This window comes from Shewanella sp. 0m-8 (assembly GCF_052977265.1).
In genome coordinates this window covers 1-23062 of sequence record NZ_JBRIMB010000055.1, presented here as the reverse complement: position 1 = coordinate 23062, position 23062 = coordinate 1, and the positions used below count along the sequence as shown (strand labels likewise).

The window sequence follows — 23062 nt, the reverse complement described above, 5'->3', positions numbered from 1 at the left end:
GTATCTGTCAGCCTTATCAATATTTGACAAGCACAGCTCAAGAAACGTTCAAGTTATCCTAAAGACAAAAAAGGAGCGTTATCATTGATAACACTCCGTATGCCTTTTAGGCTTCGACAACTTTAGCTACAGCACGTTCAAAACGCGCTAGACCTTCCGCAATATCGGCTTCTGGGATCACTAAAGAAGGCGTAAAGCGAACAACATTTGCACCAGCAACTAGGCTCATAACGCCTTCGTTAATAGCGGCAACTAAGAATTCTTTAGCGCGCCCTTGGTACTTATTGTTAACCACCGCACCAATCAATAGACCTTGGCCACGGATTTCAGAGAATACATCGTACTTGTCGTTAATCTTCTTCAAGCCATCGCGTAATAGTTGTTCACGGTGTTTTACGCCGTTCAGTACTTCTGGAGTATTAACCACATCCATCACTGCATTGCCCACTGCACAAGCTAGCGGGTTACCGCCATAGGTAGAACCGTGAGTACCAATCTTAAGGTGATCAGCGATCTCTTTAGTCGTTAGCATGGCTGCAATTGGGAAACCACCACCAAGCGCTTTTGCTGTTGTCAGCACATCAGGTACTACATCGCCACGCATATAAGCATATAACTCACCTAGACGACCCACACCTGTTTGAACTTCGTCAAAAACTAACAATGCATTATGCTTATCACAAAGTGCACGAACCGCTTTTAAAAATTCAGGATCAGCATCAATAATGCCGCCTTCACCCTGCAATGGCTCCATCATTACTGCACACGTTTTATCTGAAAATACCGCTTCTAATGCTTCAATATCATTAAATGGTACATGAGTAATGCTCTGTGGCTTAGGACCAAAACCGTCCGAGTAAGCCGCTTGACCACCAACACTCACAGTGAAGAAAGTACGACCGTGGAAGGCTTTATCAAATGCGATAATTTGGTCTTTTTCAGCGCCAAACTTATCCATTGCATAACGACGAACGAGCTTAAGTGCAGCTTCGTTTGCTTCAGCGCCCGAGTTAGCAAAATAAACACGATCGGCGAATGTTGCTTCAACTAGCTTAGTCGCCAGCTCTAGTGCAGGCTCGTTAGTCATTACGTTAGATAGATGCCAAAGCTTCTCGCTTTGAGTCTTTAGCGCGCCAACCAAAGCTGGATGACAATGACCTAAACAGTTAACCGCAATACCACCAGCAAAGTCGATGTACTCTTTACCTTCTTGATCCCAAACTCGGCTACCTTCGCCACGAACTGGAATAACCGCTGAAGGCGCATAGTTAGGCACCATAACTTCATCAAATTGGGCACGTGTAAGATTCATAGTTACGCTCATTCCTTCTCATCCTTTGTCATTATCGACCTTATTAGCTGGTCGTATTCCGCTCAATGTCTTTATCTTTTGTTGGTGACATGGCGATTGTTTGTTTAGCTAGAAGGACATTATTAGCGAAAATGTGATCAAAATACCAGTTTTTAACAATCATCAAGAGGAGGAAGAGCGTAAACACTGCATAAAGATTTGAGTTTTAGAATTAACAAAGCAGATATAGCGGGGCTTTAAGCATAAATAGTCATAAAAAAGTTATCTAGCACCCAATTCCATTAGTTATTCACAGTTAATGAATAACTAATGGCCGCATTCAGTTCTAATTAGTTAAGGTTTATATAGATAACCACTGATAAAACACCCGTTTAAATCGATAAATTTCAGGCCTTACAAGTCAACCAATATTGTATACCATTTATAGCGACTCAAACCGGGTCATGTTGCGTCTGCTCAATATTGCATAAAGTGCACATAAAAGGCTCAAAAAGCCAAATAACAAGCATTGCCACTTAGTTTAAAATTCAACCAGACATGCTGTAACAATAATCGATTTCAAACAAGTTTTTTACACAAAGTGGAAAGGTTAATCTATTAACTCGGCTAAAAGCGAATAGAAAGCGAACCTCAAAACAGGTTTATTCACTCGATTTAATTAAGGCATGGCACAATGGCCAGCTTAAAACAGGGTAAGCTTACGGAAGTTTTGCGCATCCAAACGGATCTGTTCTTGCTGCGAGAGCTGGTAATAATCAAACATTAATCGGCATTCTGCAGCGCTAATATTGTCTACTTCTTTTAGTAAATAGACTTTGGCGTAGCAATTAGCGCGTTCTATTAACGCCGAGTCTTCATCAAGTTCTGCGTATTTAAGGCTTGTATCGATCGACTTAAAGGTTTTGGTCAAGCGGCTCTCATCAAACTTAAGTAAGCTAAGGAGTTGCCAATTAAGCGTCCGACCATGACTTAAGACTTGCTGGTACACATCACTTGCAGGAAACTCTGTTGCCATCACCGCATCATAGAGCTCTTTATCTCGGCTTGCGCTCGCCTCTCTAAGCCACGTCCCCCACATGTCATCAAATGTCGTTGCACATTGATTAATCACACAAGTGGCACCCAGTTGGCTCATTAAGCTACAACTATAAATAAAGGCTGGGGCTTTTTGGTGTATGGCAGCTAAAGCTTGGGCAGCAATAGCGGCTACGATACTGTAACGCCAAAATTTTCGAGTCAACCACAGCATCTGCGGTTGCCCTGTAGGCATTAAATTTCTAAGGCAAAAATAAGGTACTAATGCCTGGAGGTTTTCAATCCCAATATAGTTAAGCACCAACTTAACATCGGTTACCTGCACATCAGAAGACTTAGGCCTACGGTGCCTAAAGGTGGAACTGTTAACCATATTCACTAAGTCACGCTCAAGCCAAGGTAGAGCGGTGACCAATGGTCGAATACGCGCTAAGTCAACCTGATCTGAATAGAGCAACTCTAGCAAGATGATCTGTTTATCATCTAGCTTTGACTGCTTAAGTACCTGCTCCGGTGACGAGAGTTGATGCTCAATGCTGTTATTCACACTGCTTAGCAATTGCGTAGAGACAGCCTCAAAGATGGCCTTGGCTTGATTCTGCTTAGCTAACCTTTCACGGATGGCCTCACGTTCAATCTCTAGTTTATTGGCATCATCTTCTAGATCGGCATTAGGCTCATCGTCCATGCTAATAGACTTACCCCGACCGACGATCAACTGCTTTAGTAGTCGATGTTCTATCTCTATGATTTGTGCAGGCTTAACCCCACCTGCGACCGAAATTGCCACTGATAAACATGCTCCCTATAACTATTGCTACCAGTCTACCCATTAAACATAAGTTTTGCTAAAGCTGACGGATAAAAAATACAGAACCCACCTTCTGGACGAATTAATCAAAGCAAAAAGGCTCCCTATGGGAGCCTTTAGCTTAAGCACTAAATTCAAAGCTATTTTTTAAGTTCTTGCTCAAATAGCTTGTGGATACGGCGGTATTCATCCAACCAACTCGATGGCTGACGGAAGCCATGTGGCTCCACCGGATAAATCGCCGTTTCAAACATCGGCTTTTCAAGCTCAATCAAACGCTGCACTAGACGCACGCTATCTTGAAAAAACACGTTGTCATCCAATACGCCACTCATAATAAGCAATGGTTTTTGTAATCCCTGTGCATGTTCAATTGGCGAGCTACGCTCATAAGCGATAGGATCGACATCTGGCGTATTTAAAATGTTTGATGTGTATGGCGCGTTATAATGTGCCCAGTCGGTCACAGGGCGCAGAGCAGCTCCCGCTTGGAATAACTCAGGCTCATTAAATAACGCCATAAATGTTAAGAAACCACCGTAAGAACCACCATAAGTGCCAACCTTACCCGCATCAACATTGACGTTAGCCGCCATCCAGTTAACACCATCTTTAAGATCTTCAACTTCTGGCGTGCCCATTTGACGGTAAACCGCCGTGCGCCAATCACGTCCATATCCTTTAGAACCACGGTAATCCATGTCCATCACCACGTAGCCTTGTTGAGCGAGTAAGTTATGGAACATGAACTCTCTAAAGTAACCAGAGAAACCATAGTGAGCATTTTGCAGGTAACCAGCACCGTGGTTAAAGATCACCGCAGGATACTTGTCTGCATTGTCTTGACTGTAACCCTGAGGTAGGTAAACCCGCGCGTAAACATCACCAGCACCGTGGGTCGATGGCACTGCAACGACTTCTGGCGCCTGCCATGCGTAATTTTTAAAATCATCGCTGGTGTAATCGGTTAACTGTTTAAGCTCGCCACCAATAGGCTGCACAAATAGCTCAGCAGGCTTAATACGCGTCGATGCGTTTAGTAGCAGTGCAGTGCCATCTGGGCTTAGAGTGTAATCAAGCTGGCCTTGCCACTCGGTTAACGGCTCATCTTTACCTGTGGCTATTTCAACACGGTAAACGTTATCGATACCAGGATGGGTCTTATTTGCCTTGTAGTAGATAAACTGCGCTTTAGGGCCTAAGGTGATATCACTAACAACAAATTGACCTTGAGTTAACGCTTTGGCTTTTTTACCTTGCTGCTTAAGGTAAATATGTGAAAAACCAGTCTCTTCGGATAGGTAATACAGGTTATCGCTATTTGGTAACCAGCCATACTGATTAAAATTGTAGTTAACCCAGGCATCATCGTGCAGGCGGTGCTGGGTCGTTAAGCTAGCTTTATCTAGATTTACTGTTGCTATCCAGCGGTCTTTATTGTCGACAGCTTCAAGCATCACAGCCACGTTACCGCCTGATTCAGACCACTGAATAGCGCTTTGTGCCCAGCCCCAATCTTGCATCAGTTGCAAGTTACGTGGTGATTTCTCACTCTTGTAGCTCTCACCTTTGGCTTTAGCATTCTCAGCTTTTACCGCAGCAAGTACATCCTCGTCATAGCCTGTTAGACCTTCGATGCTTATGTCTTTCTTAGCGTGAGTATCAAGATCTAACAGTACTAGTCGCTCACCTGGATTGTTATCTTCAGCAACGCGCGCACGTGCAGGCACTGCATCAACATAACCGTCTTTACCTAGGTAATTGGGCATAATGTCATGCTCACCACGCCAGCTATAATCTTTATCTTTTAGCGCAACAATCACATAGCGTCCATCGGGTGACAGGCTTAAATTGGTCACGACCTCTTTATCGCCTAAATACCAAGTCTTTGCCGACATCGTCGGATCGGCTTTAGCAAGCTCAGCCTTATAGTCTTGTTTCGCTGTAGCGTTATCTTGCTGCATCGCTACATACTGGATAAGTCTGTGTTGTTGCTTAGCAATATAGCTTGATGGTTGTTGTACGCCTTTAGGTTCGACCGCCATCTTGATATTGGCAATCTCTTCAACCAAACCTGAATTTTGGTGAATTTTGAAAATGTTATCACCCTGCCAATAAGCAATATCGCCATTATTTAAAAAGCGCACACCATCAATAGCGGTGTTTTGACGAGTAAGTTGAGCCACCTTGCCGCTGTTTAGATCTTTAACGAACAAGTTGCCTTGGTAGATATAGGCTTTACGCGTCTTGTCATTATTGAGCACGCCACGGCGTTGATCGGCGCTATGCAGCTGATTTAACGCTAATTCGCTTGCCACCGTGCCATTGATGCCTTGCTGATAATAGGTTTTAGTCGGGGCGCCGTGGGCTTGTCTGGCAAAGTAGATAGACTGACCGTCATCACTCCAATAAGCACCTTTAGCAAATAGCCCCATCCAATCAGGATTAGCCATGATTTGGTTTAAGGTCAATGCCTGATCGACTTGAGGAGGCGCCGATAAGGCAACTTGAGTTGTTTGACTTGTACTTTGAGCCGCGACTTGAGCTTGCTCAGGAGAAACCGTGGTTGCACTACAACCTGCTAATACTGCCAGTGAAAGTGCACTAAAGCCGACATGACGAATGACGCTTTTCATATCCATCCCTATTATTATTGGTATTTTTGCCGACTTTTATACCACACTTTCGCAACGGACTTGTCTGAAAAAATAGTTAAATTTGTAACAGTTAGTGGTCGTATAGGGGATATCGATAACGTCTAAGCAAAGAGACAAGCAGTAAGAACTAGAAAGATGCTGAGTGAAAATTAGGCGCATACACTTTATGGTGGCCAGCCTATGCTTAAAGCAGTCAGCTAAAGTATTTAAGAGGCTTTATCAACCCGTTGAGTTAACTTATTTTGATGAAGTTCGATAACAGCTCATGACCTTGCTGCGTCAAAATTGACTCTGGATGGAACTGCACCCCATAGATCTTCTTCGTAGGCTGGCTCATCGCCATGATCTCGCGGCCATGAACAGGATCATCAAACCACGCGTCCATAACAAAGCCATCGGGAATAGCGTCTACCAGTAAGGAATGGTAGCGAGTCACGGTAAGTGGATTATTCAAGCCACTAAATAAGCCGCTATCGGTATGAGCTATGGCACTGGTTTTACCGTGCATCACTCGCTTAGCCCTGATGACATTAGCACCAAAAACTTGCGCTATCGCTTGATGCCCTAAACAAACCCCAAGAATAGGTAACTGGCCAGCAAAATGCTCAATGATCGACAGCGATAATCCCGCCTCGTTCGGCGTACATGGTCCTGGAGAAATCACAATATGGCTGGGCGCTAAAGACTCGATCTCATCAATCGTGATTTCATCATTACGCTTAACTAAGATCTCTTGCCCAAGCTGCTGGAAATACTGCACCAAATTAAAAGTAAATGAGTCGTAATTGTCGATCATTAAGATCATAAAAGATCCAAGAACCTATATTGCTGGTTTTATTGCCTTAAGCCAAAGCCGTTAAGCCGCTCTAGAGTCACAATAAAACAAAATGTGGATGATTTGGGCGCAGATGCTACCACAGAGCGAGTGCGTTATCATCTACACAATATAGCCTGCAAACTAACAATAATGTAGATACAAAAAAGCCAGTCTATAGACTGGCTTTTTAAAACACTGGAAACTTACTTTACCAAGGTTAAATGACCGCGTCGTTTTGGCTCTTTAGCCTCTACAGTTTCGGTCTCTGGCTCGCTCGTTTCAACAACAGGTTCTTTCACGACAGAAAGGCCGGTGTCTTCCATATCATCATCTAATTGATACGCTTCTTCGATTTCGAAGACCGTACCTGCACCATTTTCACGGGCATAGATAGCGACAATAGAAGCCATAGGCAATAGTACTTGCTGAGGAACACCGCCAAAACGCGCACTGAACTCAATAAACTCATTCGTGATCTGTAGGCCACCTACAGCACTGTCGGTAATATTAAGTACAATTTGACCATCTTTAACATATTGCTGTGGTACTTGCGTGCCTGGCACGTAAGCATCAACAACAACATGGGGCGTTAACTGGTTATCCATCAACCAATCATAATAAGCCCGCAGCAAGTATGGACGATTCGGGGTTAGCTCTTTCATTAGATACCCATGCGCATTTCGCGCTCAGTCTCAGTCAAAGAAGCTTTGAATGATTCACGATCAAATAAACGTGTCATGTAAGCTTTGATATCTTTAGCAGTACGGCTATCAAGTTCGATACCTAGTACTGGAAGACGCCACAATAGTGGGCCAAGATAGCAATCAGCTAGACCAAACTCTTCGCTCATGAAGTAAGGCACTTCACCAAAGATAGGTGCAATAGCCGTTAGGCCTTCTTGTAGCTCTTTGCGCGCAGCATCAGCACGGTCACCCTTTCTGATACGTTCTACAAGTGCATACCAATCTTCTTCGATGCGGTGCATCCAAAGGCGAGTTTGACCACGTGAAACCGGATAAACAGGCATTAATGGAGGATGAGGAAAACGCTCATCTAGGTATTCCATAATGATACGAGAGTTATAAAGCACTAGCTCTCTGTCTACCAAAGTTGGCACTGTGTTGTACGGGTTAAGCTCGATCAAGTCTTCAGGGATCTCATTAGGATCTACCTGTAGAACATCAACGGTTACACCTTTTTCAGCTAGTACGATACGTACCTGATGACTATAAAGGTCGTCTGCACCTGAATACAGGGTCATGATTGAGCGTTTGTTGGCAGCAACAGCCATTGATACCCTCCGGGATTCACAAATAAAAAGCAAAAAATGCAAACGCAAACGAGGAGCAAGGCTCCCCGTTTACAATTTGCGGATAATACATTCTAACCTTTATTTGGGGTTAGTGTACATCTTTCCAGTACTCTTTCTTTAAGAGGTAGGCCACAATAAAGAATATGAACAGGAAGCCCATCACCCACCAACCTAGTCTTTCACGCTCTAGTTTGACTGGGTCACCGGAGTAAACCAAATAGCCTGTGATATCACGAACCACTTGATCGTACTCTTCAGCTGTTAAGGCACCACCGGTAGCAACTAGTGTTCCATCTTCTTGTTTAACCGGAAGACCTTGAAGGTCTTCAAGTACGTGTGGCATACCAACTAGTGGAAAAATAGTATTATTGACACCAAATGGACGGCTTTCATCTTTATAAAAACCATGTAGGTATGAATAAATCCAATCTTCACCACGTACTCGGGCAACCAAAGTTAAGTCTGGTGGTGAAGCACCGAACCACTTAGATGCATCAGCATCAGGGATGGCGTTCTCCATCAACTCACCAATCTTGGCACCTTCAGGCAGGTATTGAGCACGCATCTCATCGATTGGAACACCTAGATCTGTCGCTACACGATCATAACGCTGATACTGAGTGCTATGACAACCTGCGCAATTCTCTTGGAATAGAGCCAGTCCACGTTGCAACGACGCTTGGTCATTTAAGTCGATGTTAGCTTTCTCTAGAGGTGCTCCGCCACCGGCAGCAACTGCCAATGTCGGGACCAATGCAACTAATGCGATTAATAATTTTTTCATTAGTGTGTCAACCTCTCTGGTACAGGCTTAGTCTTTTCATTCTTACTGTAAATCCAAAGTAGTAAGAAGAAGCCAAAGTAAGTCACAGTAAAGATACGCGCCGCAATCGTCAGGGCTGGAGTAGCAGGAACTGCACCTAAGTAACCCAATACTACGAACGAAACAGCAAACTGACTGATGTTCAGCTTGTGAGCCATGCTACGGTAGCGAATAGACTTAACACTACAACGGTCTAACCATGGCAAGATGAACAGTACCGCAATGGCTAAGCCCATGCCGATAACACCCATTAACTTGTCAGGGATTGCACGCAAGATTGCGTAGAACGGTGTGAAATACCAAACCGGTGCAATATGCTCAGGCGTCTTCATTGGATTTGCCGCTTCAAAGTTCGGCTTCTCAAGGAAGTAACCGCCACCTTCAGGCATAAAGAACAGCACATAACAGAAGACGATTAGGAAGCCAGCGACGCCCATAATGTCTTTAACTGTGTAGTACGGGTGGAATGGAATACCATCTTTTGGCCAGCCATTCTCATCTTTGTTCTTCTTAATCTCAATACCGTCTGGGTTGTTAGAACCCACTTCATGCAGTGCAATAAGGTGTAAAAACACCAATACAACAAGCACGAGCGGCAATGCAATAACGTGCAATGCGAAGAAACGGTTAAGGGTTGCGCCAGAGACAACAAAGTCACCACGGATCCACAATGTTAGGTCATCACCAATAACAGGGATTGCACCAAACAATGAGATAATTACCTGTGCTCCCCAGTAAGACATTTGTCCCCAAGGAAGTAAGTAACCCATAAAGGCTTCTGCCATCAACACAAGGAAGATAAGCATACCGAATAGCCACAGTAGCTCTCTAGGCTTCTGGTATGAACCGTAGATAAGGCCACGGAACATATGAAGATAGATAACCACAAAGAAGGCTGAAGCACCGGTGGAGTGCATATATCTCAGCAACCAACCGTACTCAACATCACGCATGATGTATTCAATCGAGGCAAACGCACCTTCAGCAGTTGGTACGTAGTTCATTGTTAACCAGATACCAGTTAGTAACTGGTTAACTAGTACTAACATGGCTAGTGAGCCAAAAAAGTACCAGAAGTTAAAGTTGGTTGGTGTCGCATATTGACCAACATGACGGTTATACGTCGCGGTCATAGGAATGCGTTCATCAATCCAGTTGATAAGATTCTTAACCATTACGCAGCTCCTGTATCAACACCGATAATCACGGTGCTATCATCAATATATTGATGTGGAGGGATAACTAGGTTCAATGGCGCTGGTACACCTTGGAATACACGACCAGCCATATCAAACTTAGAACCGTGACAAGGACAGAAGAAGCCAGAGGCTACGCCTTCAACTTGTTCACCAAACGTGTCAGGTAGGTAAGTTGGAGAACAACCAAGATGAGTACATAGGCCAACGGCTATGAAATACTCGGCCTTAATTGAACGCTCAGGGTTCTGCGCATATGCAGGCTGCTGTGGTTCAACAGAGTCTGGATCGCGAAGCTGAGCATCGATTGCTGGTAGACCATCTAAGATCTCCTGCGTACGACGAACAACCCAAACAGGCTTACCGCGCCACTCAACTCGAATAAGTTGACCTGGCTCTACTTTACTTATGTTTACTTCTACCGGCGCACCTGCTGCTTTCGCTTTGGCACTCGGATTCCATGACTTTATAAACGGAACCGCTACAGCAGCGGCACCAGCACCACCGACTACGGCGGTGGCTGCGGTCAGAAATCTGCGGCGTCCGGTATTGACTGGCGCATTGCTCATCCACTTGTCTCCAGAGAGTGTTGGAATTTTTGTTTTATCTATCTTCTTCAAAGCTGATTTAAACCGAAATTCAAATCTAAACTTGAGGCGGGGCTCATTATAGCCAAAAATTAGAAGCAGATCATAGTTAAAACACTCAACTTAGTTAACTATGTTGCTTTTCGTGCTACTTCTGCATAAAAAGCACGCATCAGCACCAACAAAAATGCTCATTTCTTGTAGCAGAACATTCAAAAACATTTCATTCATTGTCTACTAAATTAGTAACTTAAGTCATATTAATGAATTTTTGCAGACTATAAGATGATAGTTGACTGAATAGGTAGGAATTAGCGTTAGCTGCTAAAGTAGATTAAATTTGCATAAAAAAAGGCCTAACTTGCGTTAGGCCTTTTTATACATCTTTAGGAAAATTATTTTCCAGATGCACTATTCATGTATCTAAAGAACTCACTATCAGGTTCTAGCACCATGACGTCATTGTTACCAGAGAAACTTGCTCTGTAAGCATCTAAGCTTCGCATAAAGCTAAAGAACTCAGGATCTTTAGTATATGCATCTGCATAAATCTTAGCCGCCTCAGCATCACCTTCACCGCGAATAGTCAAAGCTTTACGCTCAGCTTCTGCAGTTTGAATCGTCACACTGGCATCAGTCTTAGCACGGATAATTTCCGCTTGCTCTTGACCTTGAGCGCGATGCTCTTTAGCCACAGCTTGACGTTCTGCACGCATACGCTGGTAAATACTAGTACTGACGTTTGCTGGTAAGTTAATTTGCTTAACACGCACATCGACGACTTCAATACCTAAGTCTTGAGCACTCTCAGCTGCATTTTTAAGTGCATCTGATTGCAATTCATCGCGGCTTCCAGAAACAATTTCTTTAATCGTTCTACGGCCAAACTCGGTACGAAGATCGTTATTGATCTTACGCTGTAGCAAGGTCTCTGCGTTAGCCTTAATACCACCGTTGGTAGAAAGGTAATAACGTTCAAAATCTTTAATGCGCCATTTCACGTATGAATCGACCATTAAGTCTTTTTTCTCAGAGGTTACAAAACGATCTGCTGCACCATCCAGAGTTTGCACTCGCGAATCCATAAACTTAATTTTATCAAGCATAGGGATCTTCAAGTGAAGTCCAGGAGCATAAACACGCGTCACGCCGTCGTCTTTAAGTACCTTACCAAATCGAGAAACGATGGCACGCTCGCCTTCATTCACAACTAAAAGTGAAGATAAAGAGATCGCAATAAGTACCGCTACGATTATCGCTGTAAATCTACCCATCACTTAGTTCCTCCCCGACGGACGTTCACCTCGAGATGGGCGACCATCAAGAGGCATGCTGTTATTATTAGTTGTACTATTTACTGACATAACAGGCGTTGCCGGTTTACTCTTAGTGCTTGAAGAATTATGTGCTTGGTTATTCTGCATCAGCTTATCTAACGGTAGATACATTAAGTTACCGCTATTTTTAGCATCAATAAGTACTTTGCTTGTACCGCTCAGAACTTCTTGCATCGTATCAAAATACATACGTTCACGAGTCACTTCAGGTGCAGCTTGATACTCAGGTAATAGCTGTTCAAAACGAGCCACTTTACCTTTTGCCTCTAAGATTTCTCTTTGCTTATAAGCTATTGCTTGTTGATCCATACGCTGCACAGTACCACGAACCTTTGGCTCTAACTGGCGAGAATATGCTTCAGCTTCACGAATAAAGCGCTGTTCATCTTCTTGTGCTGCAATAGCGTCATCAAAGGCATCTTTCACCTCTTCTGGCGGACGTGCAGGCAAGAAGTTCACATCAACAACCACAATGCCTAATTTATAAGGCTTGATAATTCGCTCAATTTCATCCCATGTATCACGACGAATTTTATCTCGACCCGTAGTCAAAATATCATCCATAGTGTTATGGCCGATAACATAGCGAAGCGCACTATCTGTTGCTTCACGCAAACTAGAGTCTGCATCAACTACGTTATACAAATAATTTTCAGCGTTATTCACTCGATACTGAACATCAAGCTGAACAAGAACGACGTTCTCGTCGGCTGTCAGCATGCTTCCAGAAGCCGGAATTGAGCGAACGGTTTGTACGTTTACTGGTGTCACTTCATCAATAAAAGTGGCTTTCCATTGAAGGCCTGGATCAACTTCACCAATATATGCACCGAAACGGAGCTCTACACCTTTCTCAGCCTCTTTAATTGTATAGAAGCCAGAAAGGCCCCATACAACAACGGCAATAACAAGGACTATTATTAAACTGACACCGCTAACGCTGCCACCTGAGCCATTGCCTTTCCCGCCGAAGCGCTTAGAAAGATTACGAAAAACTTCATCTAGATCTGGTGGTCCTTTATCATTACCACCCTTATTTCCCCAAGGGTCTTGACCCTTGTTACCGGGCTCGTTCCAAGCCATTTAGTACTCCATAAGTGTATGAAATAAACGAGATTACTAAAATACTTAATTATGCGACGACGGTGTCGACGACAAAAGTCTCTATTTCACCTTGGCTCTGTTTTACGAGTCGGCGCCAATCGGCCTCCAACAAGCGAACAGAAATCATACAGTTCCCCAGATCGTCATACTCTTTCTGCTGTATTACATCCAGTTTATAAAACTGGCCGAGATAATGCCCCGCCGAAGCAGGGATTTGCAAGGTTAGCTCTCGAGTTGCCTTACCAACGAGTTGGTTAATCGCCTCTTCAACTAATTCCAAGCCTTTTTGCTGCTGAGCAGAAACCCAGACTCTAATTGGTGTCCCCTCATCATCGTAGTCGATGTGAGGTTTTACCTCATCCAATAGATCGATTTTATTGCATACGATCAACTGTGGAATGTCTATAGCATCGATCTCTTTAAGCACGCTTTGTACTTGCTTAAAGTTATCCCCCATTTTTTCATCTGCACTATCGACCACATGCAGAAGTAGATCTGCCTGCTGTGTTTCTTGCAGTGTTGCTTTAAATGCCGCAACTAAATCGTGGGGTAAATGCCTAATAAAACCAACGGTATCAGCAAGAATCACATCACCGTCTGGTAAATCTAACTTACGTAAGGTTGGATCCAGCGTCGCAAACAGTTGATCAGCAGCATAGACATCTGATGTCGTTAAACCATTAAACAGTGTCGATTTACCCGCATTGGTATAACCCACCAAAGACACTGTCGACATCTCGCTGCGCTGTCTTGCTCTACGACTTTGACCTCGTTGTTTATCGACTTTATCTAAACGTTTATTAATCGTGCGGATCCGGCCTCTCAATAGACGCCTATCGGTTTCTAATTGAGTTTCACCTGGACCACGAAGACCGATACCACCTTTTTGTCGCTCTAAATGCGTCCAGCCTCTGATCAAGCGCGTTGACATGTGGCGCAATTGCGCTAGCTCCACTTGTAACTTACCTTCGAATGTTCTCGCTCTTTGAGCAAAAATATCCAAGATCAAAGTTGTTCTATCGAGTACACGGCACTCGCATAGCTGCTCAAGATTTCGTTCTTGAGCCGGACTTAATGCGTGATTAAAAATCACGACATTTGCATCAGTTGCCGCAACCATCGCAGCCAACTCTTCCGCCTTACCTGAACCCACAAAAAATCTGCGGTCTGGTGAACGTCGACTCGTGGTAACGACTCCTATAGATTGAGCGCCAGCCGATTCAACCAGAAGTTTTAATTCATCTAGGTCTTCTCGGTTGTTTTCATCAGCAAAGTCGATATGAACAAGTACCGCTTTCTCTCCCGCCTCATAACGATCAAACAAAAAGCAATCTCCTTAGCAAATTACTTCTCATCGCTATCGTCATGCTGAGCGTTATAGCCAGCTTGACCATTTGTCGGCTGATGGTTAGTCACGTTAAATGGACGTGAAGGTACCACAGTAGAAATGGCATGCTTGTAAACCATTTGGCTTACTGTATTTTTAAGCAAAATAACAAACTGATCGAAAGACTCAACTTGTCCTTGAAGCTTAATGCCGTTAACAAGATAAATAGATACTGGAACGCGTTCACGACGCAAAGCGTTCAAAAACGGGTCTTGTAAAGATTGCCCCTTTGCCATTTTCTAATTTCCTTTTTAATTAAAATTAATAGTTATTCTAATACGATAAAACGTTATCTTTGGTTTTAGTATTATACAGCGGTAGCCAATAAGCTAGCGACTATGTCGCATTACTTCCGCGAGATTATTTTCAGCTCCGCTTTCTAGCCATATTAAATCAGGCCAACCACGTAACCATGTTAATTGACGTTTGGCTAATTGCCTAGTAGCAACAATAGCTTTTTCGACCATAGTATCATAGTCAATTTCACCATCTAAATACTGCCAGCACTGCCTATATCCTACGCAACGCATAGATGGCAGTTCTAAATGTAAGTCGTCTCGAGCTTTTAAAGCCTCAACTTCAGCAGTAAACCCTTGTGTTAGCATGGTCTTAAATCGAGTTTCTATAGCCTTATGTAACACCTTTCTATCACTTGGCGCAATCGCAAATTGCACCGCTTCGTAAGGGAATGCTTCAGACTTAGTCTTAGTTAGCTCAGTTAGAGATTGGCCACTGATCCGATATACCTCTAGCGCCCGAGCGAGTCGCTGTGGATCATTTGGATGAATTCGCTCTGCTGAAACAGGGTCTATCGCTTTTAATTCATCGTGTAATGCTTGCCAACCTAACTCTTTTGCTTCGCTAGCGATCTGCGCTCTAATCGCTTCATCAGCCGCAGGAAGCGGTGATAAGCCTTCTAGCAAGGCCTTAAAGTACATCATGGTGCCACCAACCAGCAATGGCGTCTTTCCACGATTCAAAATATCTTCAATCTGAGCCAATGCATCACGTCTAAAATCTGCCGCAGAATAACTTTCCGCGGGATCAATAATATCAATCAGGCTATGGGGAGCCGCAGCTTGTTCACCAGCGTCTGGCTTAGCGGTACCGATATCCATATCTTTATAAATCAATGCAGAATCCACAGAGATAATTTCACAGTTATACTGCTTAACAAGCTCAATCGCTAATGCGGTTTTACCAGAGGCTGTTGGGCCCATTAAGGTAATAACTTTATGTGATTTTTTATCGGTCACTCTGATTTTCTTTCATCCATTGTTCCCAAGGTAAATCTTGGGATTGATTATAAAGCTCGCGCTGCACATCATCAGGCAAGGTATTTAGGGCAAACCATGCTTCACCTGCTGAGGTAAATCGATTCGCACCTTGTTCAGCAAGCCACTTAACAACCGCAGCATCACTTGGTAATTCTAATTGAATCCACTGCAATAATTCAGGGATTAAAACAGCTAATTGACTATCTCTTAGATATGGGGGCACTTTCTTAATAATCAACTGCCCAAGGCGAATTGATAACTCAACGCCTAACTTTCGCAGTAACTGTTCTCGATTGTCTATAATAGCTTGCCAATCATCATCAACTGCAACGGCGACCGGCATCAATAAAGGCTGACCAACGAGCCCTTGTGCAAACTTAGCTGCGATCTCGGCTTTTAGCGCCGCCTTTGCCACTATGGTAATGCTTAATAACGATATTTTATCATCTTTAACTAGCACCCAATATTCTCCAGCGATAACCGCTGGCATATTTGCCGCATACGCGTGCGATATCCCACGCTGGTTTTCTACAGAAGGATCAATGCTAGACCGAGTTGACTCTTGCACATATTGATGAGCGTTTAAATCACCACTATTTGGCGTATTCGTTTGTGTACTTAATAATTCCCCGTAAGCACGAATACTACTTTGAGATGGTATATGAACCTCATTATTTCTCGCGGCAGGTTTAAGTGGGCTTCGATAGCTTGAATTGCCACTCGAATAATCACTCTGACGGGTAACAGAATGACTATCACGTACACCATAAGAAGCCGATGGCTTAGGTTCAATATTGGCTGAATACTGAGACGTGCTTACCGCCCCTCGTGTTGGGGTCACTTGCCTATCTGGCATTTGCTGCAAGTCAGATTCTGTATTTAGCCCAAGCTCCATAGATTGAGACATTGCCGATTGCAGCGCCTGCAAAATAAAGTCGTGCACATAACGGCTTTGGTGAAAACGCACTTCATGCTTAGCCGGATGCACGTTAACATCGACCTGATGTGGGTCGAGATCAAGCATTAACACATAACCAGGAGACACACCTTGGGCATACTGCGCAAAAGCTTGACGTACAGCGTGGTTAACCAGTCGGTCTTTCACCAAACGTCCATTAACATAAAAGTATTGAGTTTCACTGTAGCCGTTTGCAGCACTTGGCGATTGCAGATACCCACTCAAACTTAAATCATTGTGCTGACACTCAATCCGCAGGCAAGTCTCAGCAAATGCTTTGCTGCAAACCTGCCCTAAACGTTGAAGATACTGGATCTCAGTATTCGCGGGTCGGTAGTTTCGTACCGTCTTACCATTGTGTTTAAGGGTAAAATGAATATCTCGCCTTGCCAAAGCAATACGCTTTAACCACTCATCGATATGAGTAAACTCTGTTTTGTCACTCTTTAAGAAACGACGTCTTGCTGGCGTATTAAAAAACAGATCAACCGCTTCAACCGTGGAGCCTACAGGGTGTGCAGCCGGCAGGACTTTTACCGCCATTTCAGTGCCTTCGGCATGCGCTTGCCACGCCTCGGTTTGGTCAGCGGTTCGTGAAGTTAAGATTAGACGCGATACCGAGCTAATACTCGCCAATGCCTCACCGCGAAAACCAAAACTTAGAATGGCCTCTAAATCATCGAGTGACTTAAGCTTTGATGTTGCGTGCCGTGACAGCGCTAAACTTAAATCCTCTTTAGGGATCCCAGAGCCATTATCACGGATCCGAATAAGTTTACTGCCACCTTTATCAATCTCAATATCGACCCGTGTAGCACCAGCATCAAGACTATTTTCAACTAACTCTTTAATGACAGATGCTGGACGTTCTACCACTTCTCCTGCTGCGATTTGGTTTGCTAATTGAGGCGGTAACTTTTCTATAGCCATGGTTTACTCTTAACAGCCTAAGCTCTGGGGATAATCAGTCTCTGACCGATTCGAATGCTATTTGATTTAAGGTTATTGGCCTTTTTCAAACTGTTTATTGAGACCTGATAACGATGGGCAATAACAGATAGCGACTCTCCACTGCGAACCTTATGCTCAACACTGCTTTTACTGGCCAACATTGAGTTCACTGGCGGGTTGGCTTCAAAATACTTCACTACGCCTTTATGAATGGCTTTAGCGACATTATTTTGATGATCGCGTTGCGACAACAAGCGCTCTTCTCTGGGATTAGAGATAAAACCTGTTTCAACCAAAATAGAGGGAATGTCCGGCGATTTGAGTACAGCAAAACTTGCAGATTCAGGCTTGCGTTTATGCAGCTTGGTCACCCGTCCTAGATTTGATAGTACATCTCCAGCTATGTTATGGCTTATCGCCATAGAACGATCCATCGACATATCTAATAATGTCATCGCAAGATACTGTTCATTATCTGTATTTTGTATAATCTCTCCGGCGCCACCGAGCAGCTCGGAATGTTTCTCTTTTTGCTCTAACCAGCGACCAATCTCACTGTTGGCACGGCGCATTGACAATACCCATACCGAGGCACCTTGGGGCTGAGGAGAGGTAAAAGCGTCGGCATGTATAGAGATTAAAAGGTCTGCTTTACTGTTACGAGCAATTTCAGAGCGCTTATTTAAGTTAACGAAATAGTCCCCTGTACGCGTCATAACAGCGCGCATACCAGGAGTCGCATTAATCTTTTTAGCGACCTTTTTAGATATTTCTAATACTAACTTTTTTTCATATATACCCGTCGGCCCAATAGAGCCAGGATCATCACCGCCATGACCTGCATCAATTGCAATAATGACATCTCGTAATTGATTTTTTGGCTTACTAACTGGAGGCTTTTTTGCTGTAGAGCCACCGCTATCTAAATCAACCACTAAACGATTACCGTATGGGGCAGTTGCTGGCAGTGCAAATAAGTTAGCTTTTACTGGCTTAACCAGATCAATAACTAAGCGCAAAGTCCCTTTTTCTGGTGGCGTGCTCTTACGCACCTTTTTGACGAGTTTACTGTTGTTTTTAATCTTATTTAAATCAACTTTGTTAGATGATTTTTTTAAGTCAACAACTAAGCGATAAGGATTTGTCAGCGTAAAATAGCTATAATCAGGGGACTGGCTCAAATCAAAAACGATACGTGTTGACTCTGGCGCAGCCCAAATCCTTACGCTGTCGAGCTTATTCGCACTCTGCGCAAAAAATGAAGCACCAAAACTCACAAGAAGTAAAAATACTCTAAATATATTACTGTTTATTATCATTATTATTTAGGGCCGCTAATATTTTTTCGCCTGCAACAGAAAGCGCCTGTAACTCAACTTGTCGTCCAGTATTAACATATTTAATATGGATATGTATATCAGCACCCGGTAATAAACCATGACCACGGTCAGGCCACTCTACAATACACAAGCTGCGCTGAGTAAAGTAATCACGGATCCCCATAAATTCTAATTCTTCTGGATCATATAAACGATAGAGATCGAAGTGATACACATCTAACTTATCTAGCTCATAGGGCTCAACCAAAGTATAGGTTGGACTTTTTACAGCCCCTTGATGCCCCAAACTTTGAATAAGTCCACGGCTAAAGGTCGTCTTACCCGCACCTAGATCACCGCTTAAATAAACAGTTAAGGGAGGCTTGATAAGGCTCGCAAGCTTTCCGCCTAAACTAACGGTTTCTTGTTCATCATTTAAATTTAATATCATTGATTGCGTATTCATTATGAATCGAAAAGCGTCCTAACTAAAACAGAGCGTAGAATGCAGTACTTTAACCTAATCACCTAGCTTTCTAAACTAGATTTCATTAACTAACTGACGAATATATGGCATCAAATCACTGGCTAACATGCCACGCTCACCTGATTTAGCCGCTAAATCAGCCGCATCACCGTGGATCACAACGCCCAAACAGGCCGCTTCCATACTGCTGTAACCTTGGGCCATCAGCCCACCTATCACACCGGCAAGTACATCGCCGCAACCACCACTGGCTAAACCAGGATTTCCCACAGGTGCTACAACACACCTATCACCATTGCAGATAATGGTTCCAGGGCCCTTTAGGACGATGACACCGCCATATTTCTGCTGGAGTAGCCTTACGGCCTTAAATCTATCCTGCTCAACTTCAACAATGCTAAGACCAAGCAACCTCGCCGCTTCTCCAGGGTGAGGTGTCAACACCCAATTCTTGCGCGTCATAGGCATAGTTTTTAGCAGATTTAAACCGTCCGCATCGATAACACATGGTTTATCTGTCAGATCTACGGCCTTAAGCAAGTTATAACCCCAATCACTGGTACCAAGTCCTGGACCTATAACCAATACTGAAGCCCAACCTAACTTTAGGTAAACCTCCATATCGACCAGTTCACAAGCCCAAAACATCAATTCAGGCCGATTAGCACTCACTATCAGTTGGTGATCAGGTCTAGAAATAACAGTCACTAAGCCCGCACCGCTTCTTAAGCATCCTTCAGCGGCTAGGCGAACAGCTCCAGCCATACCATGATCGCCACCTATGATAGACACTTTACCGTTATTACCTTTGTGAGCGTCTCTTCTACGCGGTACAAAAGCATTGACTAATGTTTGACGACTTATCTGCTCTGCACTTGCTAGCGTTAAAAACTTATCGAGCCCTAACTCTGCAAGAAGTAACTCTCCACAGTAATGACGGGCTCGACCAGTAAGCAAGCCTTGCTTAATACCTGCAAAAGTCAAAGTCACATCAGCCTCTATTGCACAGCTCGTAACGTGGCCAGTATCAGGATTGAGCCCAGATGGAACATCCAAGCTTAGCACCCAAGCATGACTTCGGTTTACCGCATTAATAATGCTCGTCAGCTCAGCACTTAGTTCACCTAAAACCCCAGTCCCTAATAGGCCATCCACAATAACCATTGCCTGTTCAATCTCTGTCTCACTAAACTCACAGATCTCTCCACCAGACTTGATGAAGCATTGAATAGCCTCTGTTAGCTCTTCACTCGGACGACTCGCTGTACTTGCTTGTAAGGTAACGTCAAAACCCGCCTCCAATAACAAAGCAGCCGTGACATACGCATCAGCGCCGTTATTCCCATGACCAGCAAGAACAAGGATCTCATCGGCATTGGCTTGCTTTTCACTTATTAACTGAAATGCCGCCGCTCCGGCTCTTTCAACCAATTGATATAAGCTAACGTTACCAAGATTAACGGCATCAATTTCAGCAGTTCTAACTTGCTCAGCTAGAAATAAAGGCGTTGTCAGTAAGTTTCGCTCGCTCATATTTAAGCTCCTAATCGAGGGTCGGTGTTTAATTTAGTAGCTTAAAGGCCTTGGCTTAAGTGCAAATGAATCAAAAACTGCAAATAGATAAACTAATGTTGATCTACCGCAATTATAGTTAAGCAAGTTTTAAACAATAGCGATCAAAAAAGGCACCTCTCGGTGCCTAATTGCCAAGCGATTGCAAGTCACTAGATATCATCCATTCTAATACTGCTATGAACTAAGCGCTGTTGCTGAATTTTTTCGACTCTAACTAAATCTTCTAATGCGCCTTTAGTTTCTGTATTAGCAGAAGAGTTAGCAGTTTTCTCCAACAACGCAATCAAACGATTGTCGAGATCAAGATGCAACTCTAATACATCATCTTCTGTCATATTCGCGGGCAAGGTTAACTTTTGGCAGTTAGCGATAAAATCTTCAAAAACCACATCTTTATACCAAGTATCAAGCACTTTTTTAGGAGCGTCATCGATATAGTTTTCTAAGTTATCGGCTGTTTGGCGCTCATGCTGTTGAAAATACTCCAGCATCAACTTAACTCGCGAAGAGTCTGCTTGAGCATGTAAACGGTTATAAAGCTGTGCCATTTCTATGCGGCATGTTGCGACATAATCTAAAAGTTCGCTGAGTTGTTGAATACGCATTTATCGTTCTCCTTAGTCAGCCACTTGATGTGACAAGACTAAATTTTAGTCTTAATTAATTATGGTAGGAAAAGTCGACTAAATATTTGAACACCGTCAAAGTTTGGAAATACCAATATCGCTTAGTTTAGACATTATTAAAGAAACTGGCGCTCGATCACGCCAAAAACTCCCCCCTCCCCAAAAAATATCTGCAACTAAAGGTTATACTTTGATTTTCAGCCCAGAGCATATCTCGTACACCACGCTACGAGTTCTTTGTTCGAACATCATCGACCCTATATCGCAAAACATTTTAAGCTTTGTTTCTATTGGGTTTTGGGTTGTTTTTTTTGTTTGGATTTAGATTTGGGTTTTGCTTAGGCATCTTGTTAGAGGAAGGCTGGAGCAGCTGCGGATTTAAACTCGAGTGATCTAAGCCTAAGTAATTTAAACAGCAATGGGTTCGAACTCGACTCCTTCCACGAACAGGTCTATCCCTTAGCAAAAAAGGGGATCAACATTTTTTACGAGCACAACGAAGCTAAGTTTGTTTTGGATATAGTTAAAAAGGAGTTTTCGTGAGATAGGAAGATTGGAGCGAGCTTCTGACTTAAACAAGAGTGGGTTCGAAGCGGCTTTCTATAACAAGCAGACCTATACCTTGGCAAAAAAGAGGTATCAATATTTTCTACGAGCACAACTGAGCAAATGCTGCATGAACATATAAAACTTTGTTTTATTTAATTTTGAAGTCTAAACAGGATATTACATGGAGAAAGATTGGAGCGACATATCGGGTTCGAAACAAACAACCGATGACTTATACCTTGGTAAGGTATCACCCTTTTGCTCTAATAAAGAGTCAACTAAGCTAATGTCGCGTAAATTTTTTTAAATTGGAGCGACATATCGGGTTCGAACCGATGACCTATACCTTGGCAAGGTATCGCTCTACCAACTGAGCTAATGTCGCGTAAATCTTTACTTTGATTGGAGCGACATATCGGGTTCGAAACAAACAACCGATGACTTATACCTTGGTAAGGTATCGCCCTTTTGCTCTAATAAAGAGTCAACTGAGCTAATGTCGCATAATCTTTTTAAATTGGAGCGACATATCGGGTTCGAACCGATGACCTATACCTTGGCAAGGTATCGCTCTACCAACTGAGCTAATGTCGCGTAAATCTTTTTTTACTTACCGGACTTGGTGTTCCCATAAGTTTAAATTGGAGCGACATATCGGGTTCGAAACAAAAAACCGATGACTTATACCTTGGTAAGGTATCGCCCTTTTGCTCTAATAAAGAGTCAACTGAGCTAATGTCGCATAATCTTTTTAAATTGGAGCGACATATCGGGTTCGAAACAAACAACCGATGACTTATACCTTGGTAAGATATCGCCCTTTTGCTCTAATAAAGAGTCAACTGATCTAATGTCGCATAATCTTTTTAAATTGGAGCGACATATCGGGTTCGAACCGATGACCTATACCTTGGCAAGGTATCGCTCTACCAACTGAGCTAA

General features: G+C 43.4%; 19 protein-coding genes and 6 tRNA genes. All 25 read right to left on the bottom strand.

Annotated features, from left to right (window positions below):
- Positions 1 to 106: 106 nt before the first annotated feature.
- On the bottom strand, positions 107 to 1324 hold the full coding sequence (locus tag ACVBIO_RS18855; RefSeq protein ID WP_447162420.1) for an aspartate aminotransferase family protein: 1218 nt from the start codon (positions 1322 to 1324) through the stop codon (positions 107 to 109).
- A 670-nt stretch (positions 1325 to 1994) separates the two neighbouring features.
- Complete coding sequence (locus ACVBIO_RS18850; protein WP_447170233.1) at positions 1995 to 3137, bottom strand: HDOD domain-containing protein; 1143 nt, start codon at positions 3135 to 3137, stop codon at positions 1995 to 1997.
- A 161-nt stretch (positions 3138 to 3298) separates the two neighbouring features.
- Positions 3299 to 5794, bottom strand: coding sequence for a prolyl oligopeptidase family serine peptidase (locus tag ACVBIO_RS18845; protein WP_447170234.1), 2496 nt, complete (start codon positions 5792 to 5794; stop codon positions 3299 to 3301).
- Positions 5795 to 6047: 253 nt separating this feature from the next.
- Positions 6048 to 6620 carry an anthranilate synthase component II gene (locus tag ACVBIO_RS18840; RefSeq protein ID WP_447162423.1) on the bottom strand — a complete coding sequence of 191 codons (573 nt, stop codon included), beginning with the start codon at positions 6618 to 6620 and terminating at the stop codon, positions 6048 to 6050.
- Between the two features lie 215 nt (positions 6621 to 6835).
- Entirely contained in the window at positions 6836 to 7294 is a 459-nt protein-coding gene (locus ACVBIO_RS18835) for a ClpXP protease specificity-enhancing factor (protein WP_447162424.1), read from the bottom strand.
- Positions 7294 to 7923: a stringent starvation protein SspA gene (sspA, locus tag ACVBIO_RS18830; protein WP_012156731.1), complete on the bottom strand. Its 630-nt coding sequence runs from the start codon at positions 7921 to 7923 to the stop codon at positions 7294 to 7296. The genes ACVBIO_RS18835 and sspA overlap by 1 nt, the downstream gene beginning before the upstream one ends.
- Before the next feature lie 109 nt (positions 7924 to 8032).
- Positions 8033 to 8728 carry a cytochrome c1 gene (locus ACVBIO_RS18825; RefSeq protein WP_447162425.1) on the bottom strand — a complete coding sequence of 232 codons (696 nt, stop codon included), beginning with the start codon at positions 8726 to 8728 and terminating at the stop codon, positions 8033 to 8035.
- Positions 8728 to 9942, bottom strand: a complete 1215-nt coding sequence (locus ACVBIO_RS18820) for a cytochrome b (RefSeq protein ID WP_447162426.1) — start codon at positions 9940 to 9942, stop codon at positions 8728 to 8730. Before ACVBIO_RS18820 ends, ACVBIO_RS18825 begins: the two co-directional genes overlap by 1 nt.
- Positions 9942 to 10532: a ubiquinol-cytochrome c reductase iron-sulfur subunit gene (petA, locus tag ACVBIO_RS18815; protein ID WP_447162427.1), complete on the bottom strand. Its 591-nt coding sequence runs from the start codon at positions 10530 to 10532 to the stop codon at positions 9942 to 9944. The genes ACVBIO_RS18820 and petA overlap by 1 nt, the downstream gene beginning before the upstream one ends.
- 413 nt (positions 10533 to 10945) lie before the next feature.
- Positions 10946 to 11824, bottom strand: a complete 879-nt coding sequence (hflC, locus tag ACVBIO_RS18810; protein ID WP_447162428.1) for a protease modulator HflC — start codon at positions 11822 to 11824, stop codon at positions 10946 to 10948.
- Between the two features lie 3 nt (positions 11825 to 11827).
- Positions 11828 to 12970, bottom strand: coding sequence for an FtsH protease activity modulator HflK (gene hflK / locus ACVBIO_RS18805; protein WP_447162429.1), 1143 nt, complete (start codon positions 12968 to 12970; stop codon positions 11828 to 11830).
- Between the two features lie 49 nt (positions 12971 to 13019).
- Positions 13020 to 14315 carry a ribosome rescue GTPase HflX gene (hflX, locus tag ACVBIO_RS18800; RefSeq protein WP_447162430.1) on the bottom strand — a complete coding sequence of 432 codons (1296 nt, stop codon included), beginning with the start codon at positions 14313 to 14315 and terminating at the stop codon, positions 13020 to 13022.
- Between the two features lie 20 nt (positions 14316 to 14335).
- Entirely contained in the window at positions 14336 to 14614 is a 279-nt protein-coding gene (gene hfq, locus ACVBIO_RS18795; protein ID WP_447162431.1) for an RNA chaperone Hfq, read from the bottom strand.
- A 93-nt stretch (positions 14615 to 14707) separates the two neighbouring features.
- Entirely contained in the window at positions 14708 to 15634 is a 927-nt protein-coding gene (gene miaA / locus ACVBIO_RS18790) for a tRNA (adenosine(37)-N6)-dimethylallyltransferase MiaA (protein ID WP_447173204.1), read from the bottom strand.
- Entirely contained in the window at positions 15624 to 17543 is a 1920-nt protein-coding gene (mutL, locus tag ACVBIO_RS18785) for a DNA mismatch repair endonuclease MutL (RefSeq protein WP_447173203.1), read from the bottom strand. Before mutL ends, miaA begins: the two co-directional genes overlap by 11 nt.
- Positions 17544 to 17560: 17 nt before the next feature.
- The gene (locus ACVBIO_RS18780; protein ID WP_447162434.1) at positions 17561 to 18883 is read right to left on the bottom strand and encodes an N-acetylmuramoyl-L-alanine amidase; all 1323 of its coding nucleotides are present in this window, start codon (positions 18881 to 18883) and stop codon (positions 17561 to 17563) included.
- Positions 18867 to 19334: a tRNA (adenosine(37)-N6)-threonylcarbamoyltransferase complex ATPase subunit type 1 TsaE gene (tsaE, locus tag ACVBIO_RS18775; protein ID WP_447173202.1), complete on the bottom strand. Its 468-nt coding sequence runs from the start codon at positions 19332 to 19334 to the stop codon at positions 18867 to 18869. The genes ACVBIO_RS18780 and tsaE overlap by 17 nt, the downstream gene beginning before the upstream one ends.
- Positions 19335 to 19424: 90 nt before the next feature.
- Positions 19425 to 20903 (bottom strand): NAD(P)H-hydrate dehydratase, encoded by a 1479-nt coding sequence (locus tag ACVBIO_RS18770; RefSeq protein ID WP_447162436.1) that lies wholly within the window; start codon positions 20901 to 20903, stop codon positions 19425 to 19427.
- 191 nt (positions 20904 to 21094) lie between these two features.
- The gene (locus tag ACVBIO_RS18765; protein WP_447162437.1) at positions 21095 to 21550 is read right to left on the bottom strand and encodes a hypothetical protein; all 456 of its coding nucleotides are present in this window, start codon (positions 21548 to 21550) and stop codon (positions 21095 to 21097) included.
- A 763-nt stretch (positions 21551 to 22313) separates the two neighbouring features.
- Positions 22314 to 22413: transfer RNA gene (locus tag ACVBIO_RS18760), tRNA-Gly, on the bottom strand.
- Between the two features lie 16 nt (positions 22414 to 22429).
- Positions 22430 to 22505, bottom strand: a tRNA-Gly gene (locus ACVBIO_RS18755).
- Between the two features lie 18 nt (positions 22506 to 22523).
- Positions 22524 to 22623, bottom strand: a tRNA-Gly gene (locus ACVBIO_RS18750).
- A 15-nt stretch (positions 22624 to 22638) separates the two neighbouring features.
- A tRNA-Gly gene (locus ACVBIO_RS18745) sits at positions 22639 to 22714 on the bottom strand.
- 48 nt (positions 22715 to 22762) lie between these two features.
- A tRNA-Gly gene (locus ACVBIO_RS18740) sits at positions 22763 to 22862 on the bottom strand.
- Positions 22863 to 22877: 15 nt separating this feature from the next.
- A tRNA-Gly gene (locus ACVBIO_RS18735) sits at positions 22878 to 22977 on the bottom strand.
- Positions 22978 to 23062 lie beyond the last annotated feature (85 nt).